This window comes from Hymenobacter daeguensis, from assembly GCF_054780555.1.
On sequence record NZ_BAAGWC010000005.1, the window covers coordinates 119,333 to 136,636 of the forward strand.

Annotated in this window: 17 protein-coding genes; 7 read left to right on the forward strand and 10 right to left on the reverse strand. The window is 64.5% G+C overall.

What is annotated here, in order from left to right:
• The first annotated feature begins 201 nt into the window (after nucleotides 1-201).
• Nucleotides 202-927 (forward strand): cytochrome b/b6 domain-containing protein, encoded by a 726-nt coding sequence (locus ACYVHT_RS08615; RefSeq protein ID WP_460550064.1) that lies wholly within the window; start codon nucleotides 202-204, stop codon nucleotides 925-927.
• A 14-nt stretch (nucleotides 928-941) separates the two neighbouring features.
• Nucleotides 942-1,775 (forward strand): molybdopterin-dependent oxidoreductase, encoded by an 834-nt coding sequence (locus ACYVHT_RS08620; RefSeq protein WP_460550066.1) that lies wholly within the window; start codon nucleotides 942-944, stop codon nucleotides 1,773-1,775.
• A 16-nt stretch (nucleotides 1,776-1,791) separates the two neighbouring features.
• Here the strand turns inward: ACYVHT_RS08620 and ACYVHT_RS08625 are convergent, their stop codons facing one another.
• Complete coding sequence (locus tag ACYVHT_RS08625) at nucleotides 1,792-2,085, reverse strand: hypothetical protein (RefSeq protein WP_460550068.1); 294 nt, start codon at nucleotides 2,083-2,085, stop codon at nucleotides 1,792-1,794.
• A 91-nt stretch (nucleotides 2,086-2,176) separates the two neighbouring features.
• Nucleotides 2,177-2,350 carry a DUF2256 domain-containing protein gene (locus ACYVHT_RS08630; protein ID WP_460550070.1) on the reverse strand — a complete coding sequence of 58 codons (174 nt, stop codon included), beginning with the start codon at nucleotides 2,348-2,350 and terminating at the stop codon, nucleotides 2,177-2,179.
• A 146-nt stretch (nucleotides 2,351-2,496) separates the two neighbouring features.
• Here ACYVHT_RS08630 and ACYVHT_RS08635 point away from each other — a divergent pair, with 146 nt between their 5' ends.
• Both ACYVHT_RS08635 and ACYVHT_RS08640 read left to right on the forward strand, forming a co-directional pair.
• Nucleotides 2,497-3,228 (forward strand): class I SAM-dependent methyltransferase, encoded by a 732-nt coding sequence (locus ACYVHT_RS08635; protein ID WP_460550072.1) that lies wholly within the window; start codon nucleotides 2,497-2,499, stop codon nucleotides 3,226-3,228.
• Nucleotides 3,229-3,306: 78 nt separating this feature from the next.
• The gene (locus tag ACYVHT_RS08640) at nucleotides 3,307-3,735 is read left to right on the forward strand and encodes an acyl-CoA thioesterase (protein WP_460550074.1); all 429 of its coding nucleotides are present in this window, start codon (nucleotides 3,307-3,309) and stop codon (nucleotides 3,733-3,735) included.
• 1 nt (nucleotide 3,736) lies between these two features.
• On the opposite strand, the gene ACYVHT_RS08645 is transcribed toward ACYVHT_RS08640, so the two are convergent.
• A complete protein-coding gene (locus tag ACYVHT_RS08645; protein ID WP_460550076.1) occupies nucleotides 3,737-4,303 on the reverse strand; it encodes a DinB family protein in 567 nt (188 codons plus the stop codon).
• A 140-nt stretch (nucleotides 4,304-4,443) separates the two neighbouring features.
• On the opposite strand from ACYVHT_RS08645, the gene ACYVHT_RS08650 reads away from it, so the two are divergent.
• Nucleotides 4,444-5,835, forward strand: a complete 1,392-nt coding sequence (locus ACYVHT_RS08650; RefSeq protein WP_460550078.1) for a hypothetical protein — start codon at nucleotides 4,444-4,446, stop codon at nucleotides 5,833-5,835.
• A 72-nt stretch (nucleotides 5,836-5,907) separates the two neighbouring features.
• Here the strand turns inward: ACYVHT_RS08650 and ACYVHT_RS08655 are convergent, their stop codons facing one another.
• Complete coding sequence (locus ACYVHT_RS08655) at nucleotides 5,908-6,891, reverse strand: alpha-ketoacid dehydrogenase subunit beta (protein ID WP_460550080.1); 984 nt, start codon at nucleotides 6,889-6,891, stop codon at nucleotides 5,908-5,910.
• A 209-nt stretch (nucleotides 6,892-7,100) separates the two neighbouring features.
• On the reverse strand, nucleotides 7,101-8,909 hold the full coding sequence (locus ACYVHT_RS08660) for a hypothetical protein (RefSeq protein ID WP_460550082.1): 1,809 nt from the start codon (nucleotides 8,907-8,909) through the stop codon (nucleotides 7,101-7,103).
• 162 nt (nucleotides 8,910-9,071) lie between these two features.
• Between ACYVHT_RS08660 and ACYVHT_RS08665 the strand changes: the two genes are divergently transcribed.
• Nucleotides 9,072-9,290 carry a PspC domain-containing protein gene (locus ACYVHT_RS08665; RefSeq protein WP_460550084.1) on the forward strand — a complete coding sequence of 73 codons (219 nt, stop codon included), beginning with the start codon at nucleotides 9,072-9,074 and terminating at the stop codon, nucleotides 9,288-9,290.
• Nucleotides 9,291-9,436: 146 nt separating this feature from the next.
• On the opposite strand, the gene ACYVHT_RS08670 is transcribed toward ACYVHT_RS08665, so the two are convergent.
• From ACYVHT_RS08670 to hisS, 5 genes are all read right to left on the reverse strand, one after another.
• The gene (locus ACYVHT_RS08670) at nucleotides 9,437-10,552 is read right to left on the reverse strand and encodes a glycosyltransferase family 2 protein (protein ID WP_460550086.1); all 1,116 of its coding nucleotides are present in this window, start codon (nucleotides 10,550-10,552) and stop codon (nucleotides 9,437-9,439) included.
• A gap of 24 nt (nucleotides 10,553-10,576) precedes the next feature.
• Nucleotides 10,577-10,915: a YbaB/EbfC family nucleoid-associated protein gene (locus ACYVHT_RS08675; RefSeq protein WP_460550088.1), complete on the reverse strand. Its 339-nt coding sequence runs from the start codon at nucleotides 10,913-10,915 to the stop codon at nucleotides 10,577-10,579.
• A gap of 116 nt (nucleotides 10,916-11,031) precedes the next feature.
• Nucleotides 11,032-13,008, reverse strand: a complete 1,977-nt coding sequence (locus ACYVHT_RS08680; RefSeq protein WP_460550090.1) for a T9SS type B sorting domain-containing protein — start codon at nucleotides 13,006-13,008, stop codon at nucleotides 11,032-11,034.
• 167 nt (nucleotides 13,009-13,175) lie between these two features.
• A complete protein-coding gene (gene hutH / locus ACYVHT_RS08685) occupies nucleotides 13,176-14,687 on the reverse strand; it encodes an HAL/PAL/TAL family ammonia-lyase (RefSeq protein WP_460550092.1) in 1,512 nt (503 codons plus the stop codon).
• A 207-nt stretch (nucleotides 14,688-14,894) separates the two neighbouring features.
• Nucleotides 14,895-16,340 carry a histidine--tRNA ligase gene (gene hisS / locus ACYVHT_RS08690; protein WP_460550094.1) on the reverse strand — a complete coding sequence of 482 codons (1,446 nt, stop codon included), beginning with the start codon at nucleotides 16,338-16,340 and terminating at the stop codon, nucleotides 14,895-14,897.
• A 281-nt stretch (nucleotides 16,341-16,621) separates the two neighbouring features.
• Between hisS and ACYVHT_RS08695 the strand changes: the two genes are divergently transcribed.
• Nucleotides 16,622-17,182, forward strand: a complete 561-nt coding sequence (locus ACYVHT_RS08695) for a helix-turn-helix domain-containing protein (protein ID WP_460550096.1) — start codon at nucleotides 16,622-16,624, stop codon at nucleotides 17,180-17,182.
• Nucleotides 17,183-17,304: the final 122 nt, after the last annotated feature.

The following is a 17,304-nucleotide window of genomic DNA, read 5'->3' on the forward strand; positions in this document are numbered from 1 at the left end:
TTGTTGTTAGCCTAATCGTGAAAGAATAGTTTTTTAAGGTGTTTTGGTATGGAACGGGCTGGGGGCTTCCCCCAGCCTGTTTTTTTTTGCACCCGTCCGGACTGTTCCTTGTAAGGATGCCTGCCCGCGAGCGTCAGGCAGGGAAAGGTGCTGGCCTGGCTCGAAGTACCTTGCAACGGTTTCCCTTACGGTTTGTGGTTTATGAAGCAGCTCGTTGAAAAGCATCCGCTGGCTATTCGCTGGTTTCACTGGGTTAACTTCCCGGTGCTCGCCCTCATGATTTGGAGCGGGCTGTGGATTTACTGGGCCAACGACGTGTACCGCCTCGGCTGGGGCAAGACCACGCTGTTTAAGTTTTTTCCGCAGTCGTTCTACGAGGCGTTTCACCTCGACCATAAGCTGGCCCAGGGCATGAGCTGGCATTTCGTGCTGATGTGGGTGTTCTTCCTGAACGGGCTGCTGTATGTGGGCTACACCCTCTTCTCGGGCGAGTGGCGCTACCTGCTGCCCACCCGCCACTCTTTCAGGGAAGCGGTGCTGGTGACGCTCCACGACCTGGGCCTGTACCACCAGCCCCTGCCCGTGCGCAAGTTCAACGGCGCGCAGCAGATTGCCTATACCAGCGTCATCCTCATGGGGTTGGGGTCGGTGCTGACGGGGCTGGCCATTTACAAGCCGGTGCAGTTTGGCTGGCTTACGCAGGCGCTGGGCGGCTACGAGTTTGCCCGCGTCATTCACTTCGCGCTCACGGTGGGCTACGTGCTGTTTTTCATGGTGCACATTGCGCAGGTGGTGCGGGCCGGCTGGAATAACTTCCGGGCCATGGTGGCGGGTTTCGAAATAGAGGAAGTTGACCCCACTACCCACAAAATCACGGCCGGGCCTACGTCGTTGCCGGCAGCCGACTCTTCTCTCACGCCTAACTAACGCCTCGACCCGGTATGACTGATAACTCCACCGCGCCGGTTCGCCATGACGCTGCGCCCGCGAATCCAGAAGCCGAGCGGGCCCTGCTGGCCGACGCCCGCCGTCGTTCGCGTCGCTCTTTCATCACGCTGGGGCTGGCCGGGCTGGCGGGCATCGGCGGGTGGCGCTGGCTGCTGTCGCAGCCCGACGATGCCGGCATTCCGCACCCGCTGCGCAAGGTGCTCGATGCCAATAGCAGATTGACCAGTGCTTACTTCAGGGAAACGCGCCTCGCGCCGGAGTTTGCCCGCAACCGGGCCCGCATGCCGCGCAAGAACGGCACCTACGGACTCAGAAGTGAGCTGGACCCCGCCACCTGGCGCATGCGGGTGCAGGGCTACGGCTCCGGTAAGGTTCAGGAATTCACCCTGGCCGACATTCAGGCGCTGCCGAAGGTGGAGATGGTGACCGAGCTTAAGTGCATCGAAGGGTGGAGCGTGGTGGTGCACTGGGCCGGGGCGCGGCTGTCCGATTTTCTGGCCCGCTACCCGCTGGCCACCCGCAGCGGCCAGCCTGCCAACCCGCTCGACCCGCCCGCCGACCTGGCCCCCTTCGTGGACCTGCGCACGCCCGACGGGAAATACTACGTGGGCCTCGACATGGCCAGCGCCCTTCATCCGCAGACGCTGCTGTGCTACGAGATGAACGGCGCGCCGCTGACCGCCGAACACGGTGCGCCCCTCCGCCTCGTCACGCCGCTCAAGTACGGCATCAAGCAGCTCAAGCGCATCGGCACCCTGGCCTTTGCCGATGCCCGCCCGAAAGATTTCTGGGCCGAGCTGGGCTACGACTGGGATGCCGGGCACTGACCCTGATGGGGAGTGGCTAATGCACCACCCGCAGCTCGTAGCGCTCGGGCGCACCGGCGGTGGCGGGTACGTGCCAGGCTCCCACGCGGCTGGGACCGTAGCCCAGGTTCACCTTCACCCACTCGTTGCGGGTGGGCAGCAGGGCAATGATTTCCTGCTCCAGCCGGGCCAGCTCGCCGCGGAAAGCGTCGGCCGACCCGGAAGCCTCGGTTTCGGCGCGGCGCAGGCTTTTTTCGGCTTCGAGGTAGGCGTTTACTTTTTCTTCCAGCGGAATGAGGGCGGGGTCCAGGTAGTCGAGGTTAGAAGCCATAACAGCGGAGTAAGCGGGATAAAAGGAGGGGCGAAGGGCCAGCGGCCGGGGTTCAAAACGAGGTTTGCCGGGAAAAGATACGGCCTGCCAGTCAAGCAGCCGAAGCCGCGGGCGGTGCCGCCGGGCGGTTGCGCTGGCATTTTTCGCCGCAGTATTTCACCTCGTCCCAGTTGGCCCGCCACTTTTTGCGGTACTCGAACGGGCGGCCGCAGGTGACGCAGATTTTGGTGGGCAGCTGGCCTTTGCGCAGTTTGGCAGGGAGCATGGGTGAGAAGCAGGAAGTCCGTACAACCCAAACGGGCGGCCTGCCCGGGAAGTTTTGGGTAATTTCGGGCCCGGTTTCAGCAACGCGAACCGGCTGCATCCGCGCCGCCCGGGCGGTGGTGCAGCGCCGCCGCTTATTTCCTCCCCATGACGACAACCACCGCGCCCGATATTCTGGGCCAGGCCCTTCTGGATTTCCACCACGGCAAGGCGCAGGCCACCGTCACGGTGCACTGCAATGTGGCCGATGATGAGCCCCTGCCCGCGTCCTACTTTTTCCGCACCCTGCTGCAAATGCCGGAGCTGGAGCGCCAGGCCCTCGACGAAGCCCGGGGCCGCGTGCTCGACCTCGGGGCCGGGGCCGGGTGCCACGCGCTGGAGCTGCAAAGCCGGGGCTTCGAGGTGAAGGCCGTGGACGTATCGGCCGGCGCCGTGCAGGTGATGGCCGAGCGCGGCGTGCGCACCGTGGCCCGCCACGATTTATTTGCGCCCAAACCCGCCACGGAGCTGCCCTACGACACCATTCTGCTGCTCATGAATGGCCTGGGCCTGACCGGCACCCTCGAAGGCCTCGACAAATTCCTGGCCCACGCCCGCACCCTGCTGGCCCCCGACGGCCAGATTCTGGCCACGTCTTCGGACGTGCGCTACCTCTACGAGGACGAAGACGGGGCCCTCATGATTAACCTCAACGGTCCGTATTATGGCGAGGTGGAGTACACGCTCAGCTACCAGGACCAAACCGGCGAGCCTTTCCCGTGGTTGTTCATCGACGCGGCGCTGCTCAGCGACGCGGCCGAAACCGCCGGCTATTCGGCCGAATTCATCGGCGAAGACGACAACGAGCAGTACCTCGTGCGGCTGATGCCCCTGAACTAATGAAGAATTGAGAATGAGGAATAAAGAATTCTCATTCGGCCAATTCCCCGTGCTTCAACCCAATTCTTCCTTCAGCACATGACCAACGCCATCACCTACCGCACCCGCTGGGCCGACATGGACCCCAACGGCCACATGCGCCACTCGGCCTACGCCGACTACGCCGCCGACCAGCGCGTGGCGCTCCTCGCCCAGTGGGGCTTCGACCTGAAAACCTTCGCCCAGCGCCGCCTGGGCCCAATCTTGTTTCGGGAGGAAACCCGGTTTCTCAAGGAAATTCACATCGGCGAGGAAATTCAGGTGGATAGCCAGCTGGCTTCCGTCAGCGAAGACGGCTCGCGCTGGACCATCGTGCACCGCATCACCAAGGCCGATGGCCGGCTGGCGGCCACCGTCACCGTCGACGGGGCCTGGCTCGACCTCGACCGCCGCAAGCTGACCGTGCCGCCCGCCGAGCTGGTTGCCGCCTTCGCCAGCATGCCGCGCTACGAAGCGCCGGCCAGCTGAGCTAGCTTTTGACCAGCACCTGGCCGGCCGGGCGCAGCGCCTTCGTAATGCGGTCCATCTGCTGCTGATGGTGCAGCAGGTGGTCGAGCAGGAAATCCATTACCTGGTAAATCGTAATCCGGCCCGAGCGCGGGTGCGGGAAGATGGCCCGGTTCAGCTGGCGGCCCGGAAACTCGTTGAGCAGGCGCTCCAGCTGGCGGCGCGTGGCTTCCCAGGTCTGGCGCTGCGCGGCCAGCGGCGGCACCTCGCCCGCATCGGTGAGGGTGGCCACGCCGCGCGGGGCCTTGTACCTGAGGCCGGGAATGCGCAGAAGCAGGCGCACCACCCGGGCGCGTATGCGGGTGAGCAGGCCCACTTTCGGCAGCAGCTCTTCCGCCTGCATCTTCTTCTGGATGTACTGGACGATGTTGCTCTCGATGAACAGCAAGTGATGCACCACCTGATTGGCCGACCACTTGCCCGGGGCCGGCGCTTTGGCGCTGTCCGGTTCCAGGGCTTCGGCGGCGGCCAGCAGGCGTTCGGTGGCTCGTTCCAGCTGTTCGAGCTTGAGGTGGAGGCGGTGGTTCATGACGGGTGGGAGTGATAAAAGGCGAGTCTGTAACGGAGCCGGGCGCAAAAGGTACAGAAATTCACCCGCTCAAACGGGCACCGGGTAATCCTTTTAAGGACGCTGCGGCCTTTCCGCAGTGGTTCCTAGCTTTGTCGGCTATGGCGTTGGTTTCTGATTTTTTGCGCACACCGTGGCCCGTCCGCTGGCGGCTGGCTCTGGTGCTGGCCCTCTACGCCGCCTACCTGCCGCTGAGCGGCTACCAGCCGGGCGATGTGCGCTTCGACGCGGCGCAGTACTGGGAGCTGTCGCTCCGGTTCACGCAGCACGGCCATTTTTCGCTGCTGGCTTTTGATGAGCCGGTGCGGGGCTACCTGGGGCCGCTGCTGCTGCTGCCGGCGCGGCTGCTGTGCCATTTCACCGGCTGCAGCATGCTGACCGGGGCGCAGGTGCTGGGGGCCGGGTGGGCTGCCTTGCTGTTCGGGCTGGCCATTCCGCAGCTTTGGGGGCAGGCCACGGGCCGGGCGTTGAGCGGTAGCCGCTGGCTGGTGCTGGTGCTGCTGGGGTTTGTTTTCTGGCGCGACTACTTCAACTTTCCGCTCAGCGACATGCCGGCCCTGACGCTGCTCCTGCTGGGCCTGGTGGCCCTGGGGCGGCCGGGCTGGGGCTGGGTAGGCGTGGCGGGGTTGCTGCTGGGCGCAGCTATCAACATCCGGCCCGTGTACCTGGCCAGTGCGCCGGCCTGGCTGTGGCTGCTGGCAACGCCTGCAGCGCGGCAAAGCCGGACAAAGCGGAGCGGGGCGCTGGTTGCCGGGCTGGCCCTGGTGCTGCTGCCGCAAGTGCTCATCAACCGGCAGCATTTCCAGCAGCCCACGCCGCTGGTGCTGGGCCACTTGCCCGGTGCCCCGTCGCTCTATCTCCGGCAGCTGGGCTGGGGCACGGCCTTTCAGCGCTACGAAACCAGTTTGATACCCGACATTCCCCGCTCGCTGGTGTATGCCGACTCGGCCGGGCGGCGCGCGCTGGCGCTAGAGCCAGGCCGGCACTTCGGCAGCTACGGGCAATACCTACGCTTCGTTCTGGGCCAGCCTCTGCCGGCTGCCGGCCGCTACGTGCGCCACTTGTTCAATGGGCTGGATATTTGGTTTCCAACACCTTACCCCAGACAGCTGCACCCAGCCGGGCAAGACCTTTTGAGACTCTTAAATTACAGCTTATTGGGGCTGGGCATCCGCTTGATTCTCGTTGCGCTGTTCAGCGGGCGGCACATTTCACGCTCCGGCTCAGCCCGCCCCGTCCTGGTGGCGCTGCTGTTGCCTTGCCTGGCAGTGCTGCCCACACTCATGGAATGCCGGTTTCTGCTGCCGCTGCATCTGCTGCTGCTCACCGTCGTTGCCGGCAGCTGGCGCCCGGTGGCTGACTGGCGAAAAACCGGCGTGAGGGCGCGAATGCTGGCCGTGGCCGTGGGCGCGGGCTGGCTGCTGGGCTGCTGGCAGGTTTCGGAAGCCACCGCCGGGCAGCTGCGTCCGCCCAGCGAGGCGCCGCAGGAATAAAAGGCCGGTAGCAAGCAATAAAAAAGCCTCTTCAGCTTGCTGAAGAGGCTTTTTAAGTTGGTTTTTTTGCGCTTACGCCTTCGCGTAAGTCACTTCCTTCACGGCTTTTACCACGCGGGCCACGTTGGGCAGCGAGGCTTCGATGAGCGTGGGGGCGTAGGGCAGGGGCACGTCGGCGCAGGTAATGCGAATAACGGGCGCATCGAGGTGGTCGAAGGCGCGGCGCTGCACGATGTAGGCCAGCTCGCCCGAGATGCTGGCCAGCGGCCAAGCTTCCTCAATCACCACCATGCGGTTGGTCTTTTTCACCGATTCAATCAGCGTGTCGTAGTCAATCGGGCGCACCGAGCGCAGGTCGATTACTTCGGCTTCGATGCCGTCCTTGGCCAGCTCGTCGGCAGCGGCGTAGGCCACTTTCATCATTTTGCCGAAGCTCACCAGCGTCACGTGCTTGCCGGGGCGCACGATGTGGGCTTTGCCGATTTCGAGGATGTACTCTTCTTCGGGCACTTCGCCCTTGTCGCCGTACATCAGCTCCGACTCCATGAAGATGACGGGGTCGGGGTCGCGGATGGCGGCTTTCAGCAGGCCTTTGGCGTCGTAGGGGTTCGAGGGAACCACCACTTTCAGGCCGGGCGTGTTGGCGTACCAGTTTTCGAAGTTCTGCGAGTGCTGGCTGCTGAGCATGCCGGCGTTGCCCGTCGGGCCGCGGAACACGATGGGGCAGGAGTACTGACCGCCCGACATCGAGTAGAGCTTGGCAGCCGAGTTAATCACCTGGTCGATAGCCACCAGCGAAAAGTTGAAGGTCATGAATTCAATGACCGGGATGAGGCCGTTGGCCGCGGCCCCCACGCCGATGCCGGCAAAACCCAGCTCAGCAATCGGGGTGTCAATTACGCGCTCGGGGCCGAACTCGTCGAGCATGCCCTGGCTCACTTTGTAGGCCCCGTTGTACTGGGCCACTTCTTCGCCCATCAGGAACACCCGCGGGTCGCGGCGCATTTCCTCGGACAGGGCCTCGCGCAAGGCCTCACGGAATTGAATTTGACGCATGATTTTCGTTAGGTAAAAACCGGTTTTCAGCCGTTTGGCAAAGCTACGACAGGCACGGGCGTTGGGCAAATTATAGCGTAAACCGGAAAGCGTCTGTCATCCTGAGCGCAGCGAAGGACCTTCTCACGCTTGAACGACTGGCCGTAATTCGATTAGCTCAGCCGTGATAAGGTCCTTCGCCGCGCTCAGGATGACAGACGCCCCACGCCCTATTTCAGCGCCTCCCGAAACACCTTGCCCTGGGCGTAGTCCTGAAACTCCAGGTCTTCCACGGCGCGCTGGGCGTATCGGCGGTCGAGGGCCACGGCTTGCTGGAGGAAATTGCCCATCGCGCCTTCGTTGTTCTGGCGGGCGGCCACCACGGCCATGCCGTAGATGGGCGCGGCGGCGGCGGGGCGCAGCACCTGGGCGGCCCGGTATTGCTCCAGCGCCAGGTCGTAGTGCTCGCGGCTTACTTCGATGAGGGCGCGGTTGAGGTAATTCTGGTAGCTGGGGCCGGCGTATTGCAGGCTGCGCAGGGCCTCATCGGCCTGGCCGACTTCAATTTCCAGGGCGGCGCGGTCGGAGAAAATCTTGCGCAGCAGCGGGCGCGGGCCGCCCAGCTTGATGGCGTAGTCGTAGTTCTGCAGGGCTTCGAGGCGGTCGCCGGCGCGGTGGTAGGCGGTGGCGGCGTGGTAGAAGAACTCGGCCGTGGGGTTGCGGTGCGCGGCCAGCGTGAAGTTGACGGCCGCCCGGCGGTAGTAGGCCTGCTGAATCTTGAGCGAGGGCTCCTTCTCGGCCCGCTGCAGCAGCACCACGCCCAGGTTGTGGAAGGCTTCCCAGCTGTTGGTGTTGGCGGCGGCCACTTCGTAGATGCGCTGCTTCTCGGCCAGCAGCGGCGTGAGCGTGGCCGAATAGCGCAGCTCCTCCGGCGTGAGGGCATCGGCTTCAAGCTGCTTTTCCACGATTTTCTTCGAGAGCAGGTACACTTCCGAATCGTATCGCCTGGGCGCGGTGTAGGTCACGGCCACGGTGCCGAAGCGCAGCACCGGGTAGATGTACTGCTCGATGTAATCGTAGGCCGAGAGCTTGTGCAGGGCCTTTTCCTTCTGCTCAAACGTGCCTTTGGTGTCGTTGATGATGGTGACGACGGAATCAATCTGGTCGGCTTTCAGGGCCGAGGTCGTGACTTTCTGCAGGAAGGTGTCCCACTTGCGCACGTAGGCCAGGGTGTCGTAGCGAATGTTCTCATTCTTATTCAGGTACGAGAAATTTTTCACCCGCTGCTTGTAATAGTAGAGCAGCATCCGCACGCGCTTGCTGGCCAGCAGGCGGTTGTGGGCATCGGCCGAGTCGGGCGAGTGGCCGGCAATGATGAGCACCTGTTTGGTCTGCTGGTTGGCGTCGATGAGGTCTTCGAGGGCGGCCACGTTGGTGCCGAGGTAGCCCCGGATAAACCATTTGTCCTCGTCGAAAAAGAAGGGCAGCACGCGCGTACCGCTCATGTTGTTGCTGGCGTGTTCGGGCAGCAGCGTGAGCACCGTGTCTTCGCGGGTGACGAGGCGGGCGGGGTCGGCAATGCCGCGGGCCACGCGCAGGTCGTCGGGCGAGCGCAGGATTTTCCCGCCTTTCTTCAGCTCGCGCACCTGGCCGTGGGCCAGCAGCTCGCCGGGGTTGCGGCCCGGCGTGTTCGGAATGGTGAACTTCTGGGTGGCGAGGAGCTGGCCCTTGTGCTCGTCGTCGTACACGAAATTGCCCGACGTGAAGGTGATGCGGCCCAGCGTGTCTTCGCGCAGGCCGTGCTCGTAGCGGTAGCGCAGCAGCAGCTCGTAGGCCACGCCTTTGTGCAGGTGGGCGGCGGGCACGCGGGCCACCACCTCAAACGGCACGGCCTCGCCCGAGGCCGTGAGCGGCGTGGGGCGTGCCACTACGGTACGGCCGCTTTCGGCCTGCTTCAGCACCCGGGGCAGGGCGCAGGAGGTGACTAACAGCGTGGCGGCCAGCAGCCCCCCGGCCAGTGGCCGCAAAAAAATACTCATCAAATAGCGTCGCGCAGGAAAACAAAAACCAGTCCTTCAAACGTAAAAGCCGTTCAAACAGCCGGGACCGGGGGCGCGAAATTACACGGCCCGGCTTGCCATCGCCTTCGCCAGGCGTTATCTTAGCCCAGAGAAACTGTTTCCCGCTAGCCGCTACCGCCCATGAACCGCATCACCGACTACCTCGAAACGCAGTCTTTCGGCCTTTGCTCTGCCCTGGCCCAGAAGTGGGGCTTCAGCACGCGCAGCGTCCGGCTGTCGTTTGTGTATGCCTCGTTTTTTACGTTTGGCTCGCCCATCGTGCTGTATTTCGCCGGCGCTTTCTGGATGAACGTGCGCCGCGCCATGCGTGAGCAGCGCAGCACCGTCTGGGATTTGTAAGCTGGCAAGCCGGCACTGTATCGATTATATGAAATGAAAAGCCCCGGCTCTGAGTCAGAGCCGGGGCTTTCTGTTTTGTAAAAGGCGTCAGTACGTCTCGGGGCTGGCCGCGCTACATTGCGTTTCGCTCGCAATGGCTGGCGGCGCTATTTCAGCCCCAGCTCGCTGAACTTCCGCTTGCCCCGGGCGAAATAAGCCCACACCAGACTGCCATTGTAAACGCCGGCCCGCTCGGCCACCCGCAGCTGCGGGCGCGCTGCCCGCCGCTGCCTGCGCCAGTAGCCAAAGCTGCCGTAGAAGCTGAAGTGCGCCCGCAGCACCGCCCGGAAATTGCCCAGCTCGCCGCCCAGCAGAAACCGCAGGCCGGCCACCCCATCCAGCACCAGGCGCTGAAGCATCGTGCCGTACAGCTCGCCGGGCGCGGCGTTTTTGTAGAGCAGCGCCAGGCCGTTGCGGAAGTTGAGGTAGGTTTTGCGCGGGTTGGTTTTGGGCAGGGTGCCGCCGCCTACGTGCTGCACGGCGCTGCCGCCGTGGTACCACACCTCGTGGCCCGCGTTCTGCAGCCGCCAGCAGAAGTCGATTTCCTCCATGTGGGCGAAAAAGGCCGGTTCCAGGCCGCCGAGGGCCTGCCAGGCGGCGCGGCGCACCAGCAGGCAGGCCCCGCTGGCCCAGGCCACGGGGCGGGCGTCGTTGTACTGGCCCTGGTCGCGTTCGAGCGTGTCGAACAGCCGGCCCCGGCAAAAGGGGTAGGCCAGCCGGTCGAGGTAGCCGCCGCCGGCGCCGGCGTATTCAAAATACGTGGGGTCGGCGTGGGCCAGAATCTTGGGCTGCACGGCCGCAATGCGCGGGTTGATTTCGAGCAGGTCGCGCAGGGGGCGCAGCCAGCCGAGGGTCACTTCCACGTCGGAATTGAGCAGTACGAAATACTCGCTGTCGACCTGGGCAAGTGCCTGGTTGTAGCCTTCGCAAAAGCCGAAATTGCGGTCAAGCAGCATCATTTCCACCTGCGGAAAATCGCGCGAGAGCACCTCGGCCGAGTCGTCGGTCGAGGCATTGTCGGCCACGATGACCCGGGCACCGTCGGCATGCTCCAGCACGCCGGGCAGGAAGCGCTGCAGAAACGCCGCCCCGTTCCAGTTGAGGATGACGATGGCCACATCGGCGCAGGCCCCTTTGGGCGAAGAGTGAGGAATGAGCAGGGAGGAATTATTTCCGTCGGAGCCTTCAGTGATTTTCCCGGTAAGCAATTCGTTCTTCTTCATCTCTCAATAAACCCAAAACTCCCGCTAGGCGCCGAAGCCGCTCAAATCCAGACCAGGTACGTTGGGCATCAGGCCGCTGGTTTTGCGCTGCAGCTCCTGGCGGGCCAGCTCGGCGGCTTCTTCCAGGGCTTTGTTCACGGCGGCCACCACCAGGTCGGCCAGCATGTCGCGGTCTTGCGGGGTGAGCAGGGTGTCGTCGATTTCGAGCTTGAGGATTTTGCGGTGGCCATTGGCCGTGGCGCGCACCAGGCCGCCGCCGGCCTCGCCGGTGGCGGTGATGTGCTGAATTTCCTGCTGGGCCTGCTGCATCTTGTCTTGCAGCTCTTTCACTTTGCCCATCATGCCGGTGAGGTCGAATGCCATGGCTTTATCAATTATCAGTTATGTAGTGAGCAGTTAACAGCGAAGCCGCGCGAAAGTGCGCCCCTGCGCCCGGGTAGGACGCGGAAATGCCCCTGACGGTTGGTTTTGCCCGGGTTTTATTTCAGAATCGTAACCGTGCCCGTAGCCGAGTAGGGCTCACCGTCCTCGTTATTCTGCTGAAAGCGCCACACGTAAGCGCCCAGCACGGGCGCGTGGCCTTTGATGGTGCCGTCCCAGGCTTCGCTGCGCTGCGTGCCCCGAAACACCTCCTGGCCGTTGCGGTCCACCACCACAAAGGTGTAGTTGCTCAGGTACTTGCCTTTCACCTCCAGCACGTCGTTCAGGCCATCGTTATTGGGCGTGAAAGCCGAGGGAATGGTGACGGTGAGCCGGCGCGTCACGGTGGCGCGGTTCGAATAGCTGAACGTGCCGGCCGGCAGCCCCGCCCCGCTGATTTGCAGGCGGTAGCGGGCCACCTGGCGGTCGGTGGGCGGCGCGAGGTCGGTGTAGGCATTGCCCGTCACCACCACCGAGCCGGGCAGCACCGTGCCATCGGCGGCGAGGCGCTGGAGGGTGTAGGTGGCCGGCTGGGCCGGGTCGGGGCCGGCGAAGGAGGTCCAGGTGAGGGCAATGGTGCTGCCGTCGGGGTCGGCGGGGCGGGCCGAGAGCAGGGCCGGGCAGGCGGGGTTGCTGGCGGGCGAGGTATTGCGGCACACATCGGACAGGCGCACCGCGTAGCAGGCCGGGTTGGCCAGCAGGTCGGCCAGCGCGATGGTGGAATCGCGCAATATCCGGGCGTTGGTCACCGGGTTGAAATTGTCGGTGCGGCTGCCAGCGGTACGGCTGTAAAGTAGCGAGCTGCCAGCGGCCAGGGGGGTGGTGGCGAGTAGCGGCGTCAGCTCCACCACGTCGGCAGCGTTGAAGCTGGCCACCAGCCGGGGCTGCGCGGGCGGCAGTGCCGAAACGGTGGTGATGCTGACCTCGTTGGAAATGGCCTGGCCGGTGCCGCCGGGCTGCGTGGCCGTCACCACGTAGCGGTAGGTAGTGCCGCACTGCACGTCGGCATCTTCCAGCCCGCCGGCAATGGGGGTAGTGGGAATGGCCGACCCGTTGCGCGTCACGCTATAGCTGGTGCCGGGCGCGCCAGCATCGGTCAGCAGGAGCTGGTTGCGGTTGTTGGCCGAGGCCCCGGTGAGGCTCAGGGTGCCGATGGCTGCCGATGCGAGGGGGCTGGTATTGCAGGCATCGTCGCTGAAAATTCGGTAGCGGCCTGCCAGGGCGCCAGGCAAGGTGAGCGTAGTAGTTGAGCCGGGCGTGATAGTTACGCTGGGAACATCCGTGAAAGGCCCGCCGGCCGTGGGCTGAAACTGCAGGGTGTAGCGGTAGCCCGTCAGCAGCCCGCCAAGGGTCAGCGTGGCCGTGCCGCCGGGGAGTGGCGCCTGTAGGGCAAGGCTGGTGAACTGCGCCGCCACGGGGGCAGCAATGTTGGTAATCGTCTGCGAAGCCGAGCCAGTGCAGGTGCCGAGAGCGGTGTAGTGACCGGTTACGGTCACGGTAGTGCTCCCGGTAGGAGCCGGTACCGTGAGGGCCACGTTGCGGGTGATGGGCAGGGTGGCAGCGCCCACCTGCACCGTATAGCTGTCGTAAGTAGCATCCGTGACCGTAACCGACACGTTGCCGGTGGGGCAGGGCGCAATGGTGAAGGTGGGCGATGGGGTGCCATACACCCGAAACGTGCGGATATTGTAGCGGGAGCCGTAAGGCGGTGGTTCAGTAGATAGCTCCGACACGGTGACCATGCCAACCTCGGCAGCGGTTGGGGTATAGGTGTAGGGTGCGGTATTAGGCGGCTGGCAATTTTGTCCTGTTTGATTATAAGTAGTGCCACTGCCGGGCAATACCCCATAGTAAACTGCCTGAGTGGCATCCAACGCCCTGGAGGCGCACGGCACGAAGTGCACCGGCTGCCCCACGCAAAACGACTGTACTTCCTGATTACTGGCATTGAGGGCCAGGAAGGGCTGCGGACATCCGGCTGGCAGCACCGACGAGATGGTGCAGGGCGGCTGCGCCCAGGCCTGCCCAATTCCCATCAGCCAAAGCCCAACGAGTAAAAGAAAACGGTTCACCAACTTCATAAGCAGCACTTGTAACGCAGGTTGCGGGTCAATCAGCATGCCGGGCCCGCAAAATTCAGGCCGCCTCCTCAGCACCGCAGGCACGAACGAAGCGGCCGGAGGAATTATCCGACTAGCACTTTTTACACAGCCGGTAGGACGCTCGCCCAGTCAAACTTACGGACGAAGGCGGCGGCTTTGTGCAGGTCGGGGTAGAGCACCCGGTCGCGCACCACAAATTTCACTTCCTGCCCGAAGGCTTCCACCATCTGCTCCAGCGCCGCCGAAGTGCGGCCGGGCCGGCGGAAGGCCAGCGCCTGCACGGCCGTCAGCAGCTCAATGCCGAGCACCTGCTCCACGTTGTCGAGCACGCGGCGGCTCTTAGTGGCGGCGTTGGCGCCCATGCTCACGTGGTCTTCCTGGCCGTTGCTGCTCACGATGCTATCCACCGAGGCGGGCGTGCACAGCTGCTTGTTCTGGCTCACGATGCCGGCGGCGGTGTACTGCGGAATCATCAGGCCGGAGTTCAGGCCGGGCTCGGCCACGAGGTAAGTGGGCAGGCCGCGCTGGCCCGAAATAAGCTGGTAGGTGCGGCGCTCCGAGATGCTGCCCAGCTCGGCCACGGCCACGGCCAGGTGGTCGAGGGCCAGGGCCAGGGGCTGGCCGTGGAAGTTGCCGCCGCTCAGTATCAGGTCTTCGTCGGGGAAGATGTTGGGGTTATCAGTCACCGAATTGCACTCGGTTTCCACCACCTGGGCCACGTAGGCCAAAGCATCGCGCGAGGCGCCGTGCACCTGCGGCTGGCAGCGGAAAGAGTAGGGGTCCTGCACGGCGTGGCGGGGCTGGGTCTGCAGCTCGGAGCCGGCCAGCAGCTCGCGCAGGTTTTTCGCCACCGCCACCTGCCCGGCGTGCGGCCGGATGCGGTGCAGGTGCTCATTGAACGGGTCGGTGCAGCCGCCGAAGGCTTCCGTGGAAAGCGCCCCGATGACGTCGGCCGCCGCCGCCAGGCGCTGGGCGCGTAGCACGCCATCCACGGCGTAGGCCAGCATGAACTGCGTGCCATTGAGCAGGGCCAGGCCTTCCTTGGCCTGCAGCGCCACCGGCTCCCAGCTGAAGAGGCTCATGGCGTCTTCGGCGCGGAGGCGGTAGCCCTGGTAGTTCACTTCGCCCAGGCCCAGCAGGGGCAGGCAGAGGTGGGCCAGCGGGGCCAGGTCGCCGCTCGCGCCTAGGCTGCCCTGCTCGTACACCACGGGCAGCAGCTCGCGGTTGTACATGGCCACGAGGCGCTCGGCGGTGGCGGTTTGCACGCCGCTGTGGCCGTAGCTCAGGCTCTGGGCCTTGAGCAAAAGCATGAGGCGCACCAGGTGCTGGGGCACTTCGGCGCCGGTGCCGCAGGCGTGCGACATCATCAGGTTGACCTGCAGCTGGGCGCGCTCCTCGGGCGCGATGCCCACGTTGTAGAGCGAGCCGAAGCCGGTGTTGATGCCGTAAATCGGCTGGTCGTTGTGGGCCAGGCGCTGGTGCAGGTACTCGTGGCAGGCGGCAATGCGTTGCTTGGCATCATCGCCTAGCTGCACGGTATGGCCGTCGGCCAGCAGGGTGGCCAGCGCGGCCAGGGTGAGAGGCTGCGCGGGCGAAATGGTATGGGTGGGCATTAAAATAAGTGGGGTGAGAGGCGAATGGGGTGGCTGCAAAAATAGGGGCGTTTCGAAAGAACGTCATGCCGAGTGCAGCCGAAGCATCTGGCGTGCACTGGTAAACCCGCTGATTGGATTACTGCTGCACGCCAGATGCCTCGGCTGCGCTCGGCATGACGTTCTTACCGCTGGCCATTTAGCTGCTGGCCGCTGGCCGCCGTTTCATCACTCCGCCGTGAGGGCCGCCACCACTTCGCCCAGCGGCAGCACGCGCTCCACGCCGGTCTGCATGATTTTCACCTTCACCACGCCGGCCGCCACTTCTTCCGGTCCCATCACAATCACCAGCGGAATGCCTTTGGCGTCGGCGTACTTGAACTGCTTTTGCAGCTTGCTGGCATCGGGGTACAGCTCACTGGGGATGCCGGCGGCGCGCAGCTGCGCCAGCAGCGGCAGGGCGGCCCGGCCGCTGGCCACGTCAAAGTGCGTGAGGAGGCAGCGGGTGGGCGTTTCGCCCGTCACGGTGAACAGGTCCAGCGACTCCAGGCAGTCGTAGAGCCGGTCCACGCCGAACGAAAAGCCTACGCCCGACACGCCCGGCAGCCCGAAGGAGCCGGTGAGGTTGTCGTAGCGCCCGCCGCCGCTCACGCTGCCCATCTGCACGTTGTTGATTTTCACTTCAAAAATGCAGCCCGTGTAGTAGGAGAGGCCCCGCGCCAGGGTGGGGTCGAATTCGAGCCGGTCGAACTGCCGGAAGCCGGAGGCCGTGAGCAGGTCGCGCACCTCGGCCAGTTCGGTGAGGCCGCGGTAGTTGGCGGTGGCGTCTTCATCGGCCGCGTCGGGGCGGGGGCCGTCGGGCTCCACGCCGGCCGTCACGAAGCCGGCCAGCAGGCGCTGCAGCTTCTCCTCGTAGCTGCCTTCCACGCCAAGCAGCGCAAACAGCGTGTCGATGGTGCCTTCCGAGAAGCCGCGCTCCAGCAGCTCTTTGGTCACGCCGTCGCGGCCGATTTTGTCGAGCTTGTCGATGGCCACGAACAAATCCGTCTCGCGTCCCTCGCCGCCCAGCGCCTGGTAGATGTTGCGGAGCACGCCGCGGTGGTTGATTTTGATGGTGAAGTCGTGCAGGCCGAGGCCGCCCAGCACCTGGGCCATCATGAGCACGATTTCGGCTTCGCAGAGCAGCGAGTCGGTGCCCACCACGTCGGCGTCGCACTGGTAAAACTCGCGGTAGCGGCCGCGCTGCGGGCGGTCGGCGCGCCACACGGGCTGCATCTGGTAGCGCTTGAAGGGGAAGGTGAGCGTGCCCCGGTTCATGGCCACGTAGCGGGCGAAGGGCACGGTGAGGTCGTAGCGCAGGCCCTTTTCAGCCACTTTGGGCAGCACGGCCCGGGGGCCGGCTTTCAGGTCTTCGGGGGTCACCTGAGACGCGATTTCGCCCTTGCGCTCCTTCACCAGAAAGTTGCCCGAGTTGAGCACTTTGAACAGCAGCTGGTCGCCCTCGTCGCCGTACTTGCCGGTGAGCACGGAGAGGTTTTCCAGCGTCGGCGTTTCGAGCGGCGCATAGCCAAACGACTCAAACGTGCGGCGGATAACATTGAAAATGTGCTGGCGGCGGGCCACCTGGGCCGGGCCGAAGTCGCGGGTGCCTTGCGGGATACTGGGTTTTTGCATAACGGGGCAAAGGTAGGCAGACGCCAGAACGAAAACTCCCCTCTGAGCGGAGGAGGGGTTGTTCGGGCCAAAGACCCGGACCAGGGGTAATTGACCGCCGTGAACGATGAGTAAAAAAGCCCCCGTCAGCACTGTCACATTTATACCTGGCAAGATTAAAAGGTGACAACCTTTGTCACAAATATTTTGAAGAAAACAAAAAGGTGACACCGCCTGTCACTTTTCTGATATCTTTAAAAAAAATGTGACAAGTTTGCACCGCTCTATCAGCCCGCTTTTCCATGCGCTACAGCGACTCTACCCTGCGGACCATCCGCAACCATTTTGGGCTGAGCCAGGCCGAACTGGCCCGCTGCCTGGGCATCGACCGCACCCTGCTGGCCCACATTGAGGCCGGCCGCCGGCCGCTGCCACAGGACGCAGCCTGGCGTATGCTGTCGCTGCTGCGGCTGCTGCCCCCGCCCCACGGCAGCGCCCCGCCCGCCCCGCCACCGCCCGATGCGGCCGAAGCCACGCCCGAAACCCTCGATGCGCTGCAATGGCGGCTGCGGGTGTGTCGCCACGAAATGTACATGCTCGACTATAAGCTGGAGCGGCAGCTGCCCCGCTTACTGGCTGCCCGCCACCGCCGGGCCCTGCCCACGCTGCTGGCCGCCCTGCCGCCGCTACCCGGTGCCCCTGCCGATGCTGCCGTGCCCGACCCACAATGGGCCGCCCGCCTGGGGGCCAATGCCGTGACTGATTTAGCGCGTTTCGGGGTGCAAGCCCGGGCGCTGCTCGAAGCCCGCCGCGCCGGCCTCGCGGCCGAAGCCGCCTCCCTTGAAAACGCCCTAACAAAGTAGGGGCGGGGCCTGCCCCCGCCCGTCTAATAAAGTAGGGGCGGGTAAAGTAGGGGCGGGGCCTGCCCCCGCCCGGCGTTGCACGACGAAGATAGGAGCGTAACCATCGGTTGCTGAATAGCACC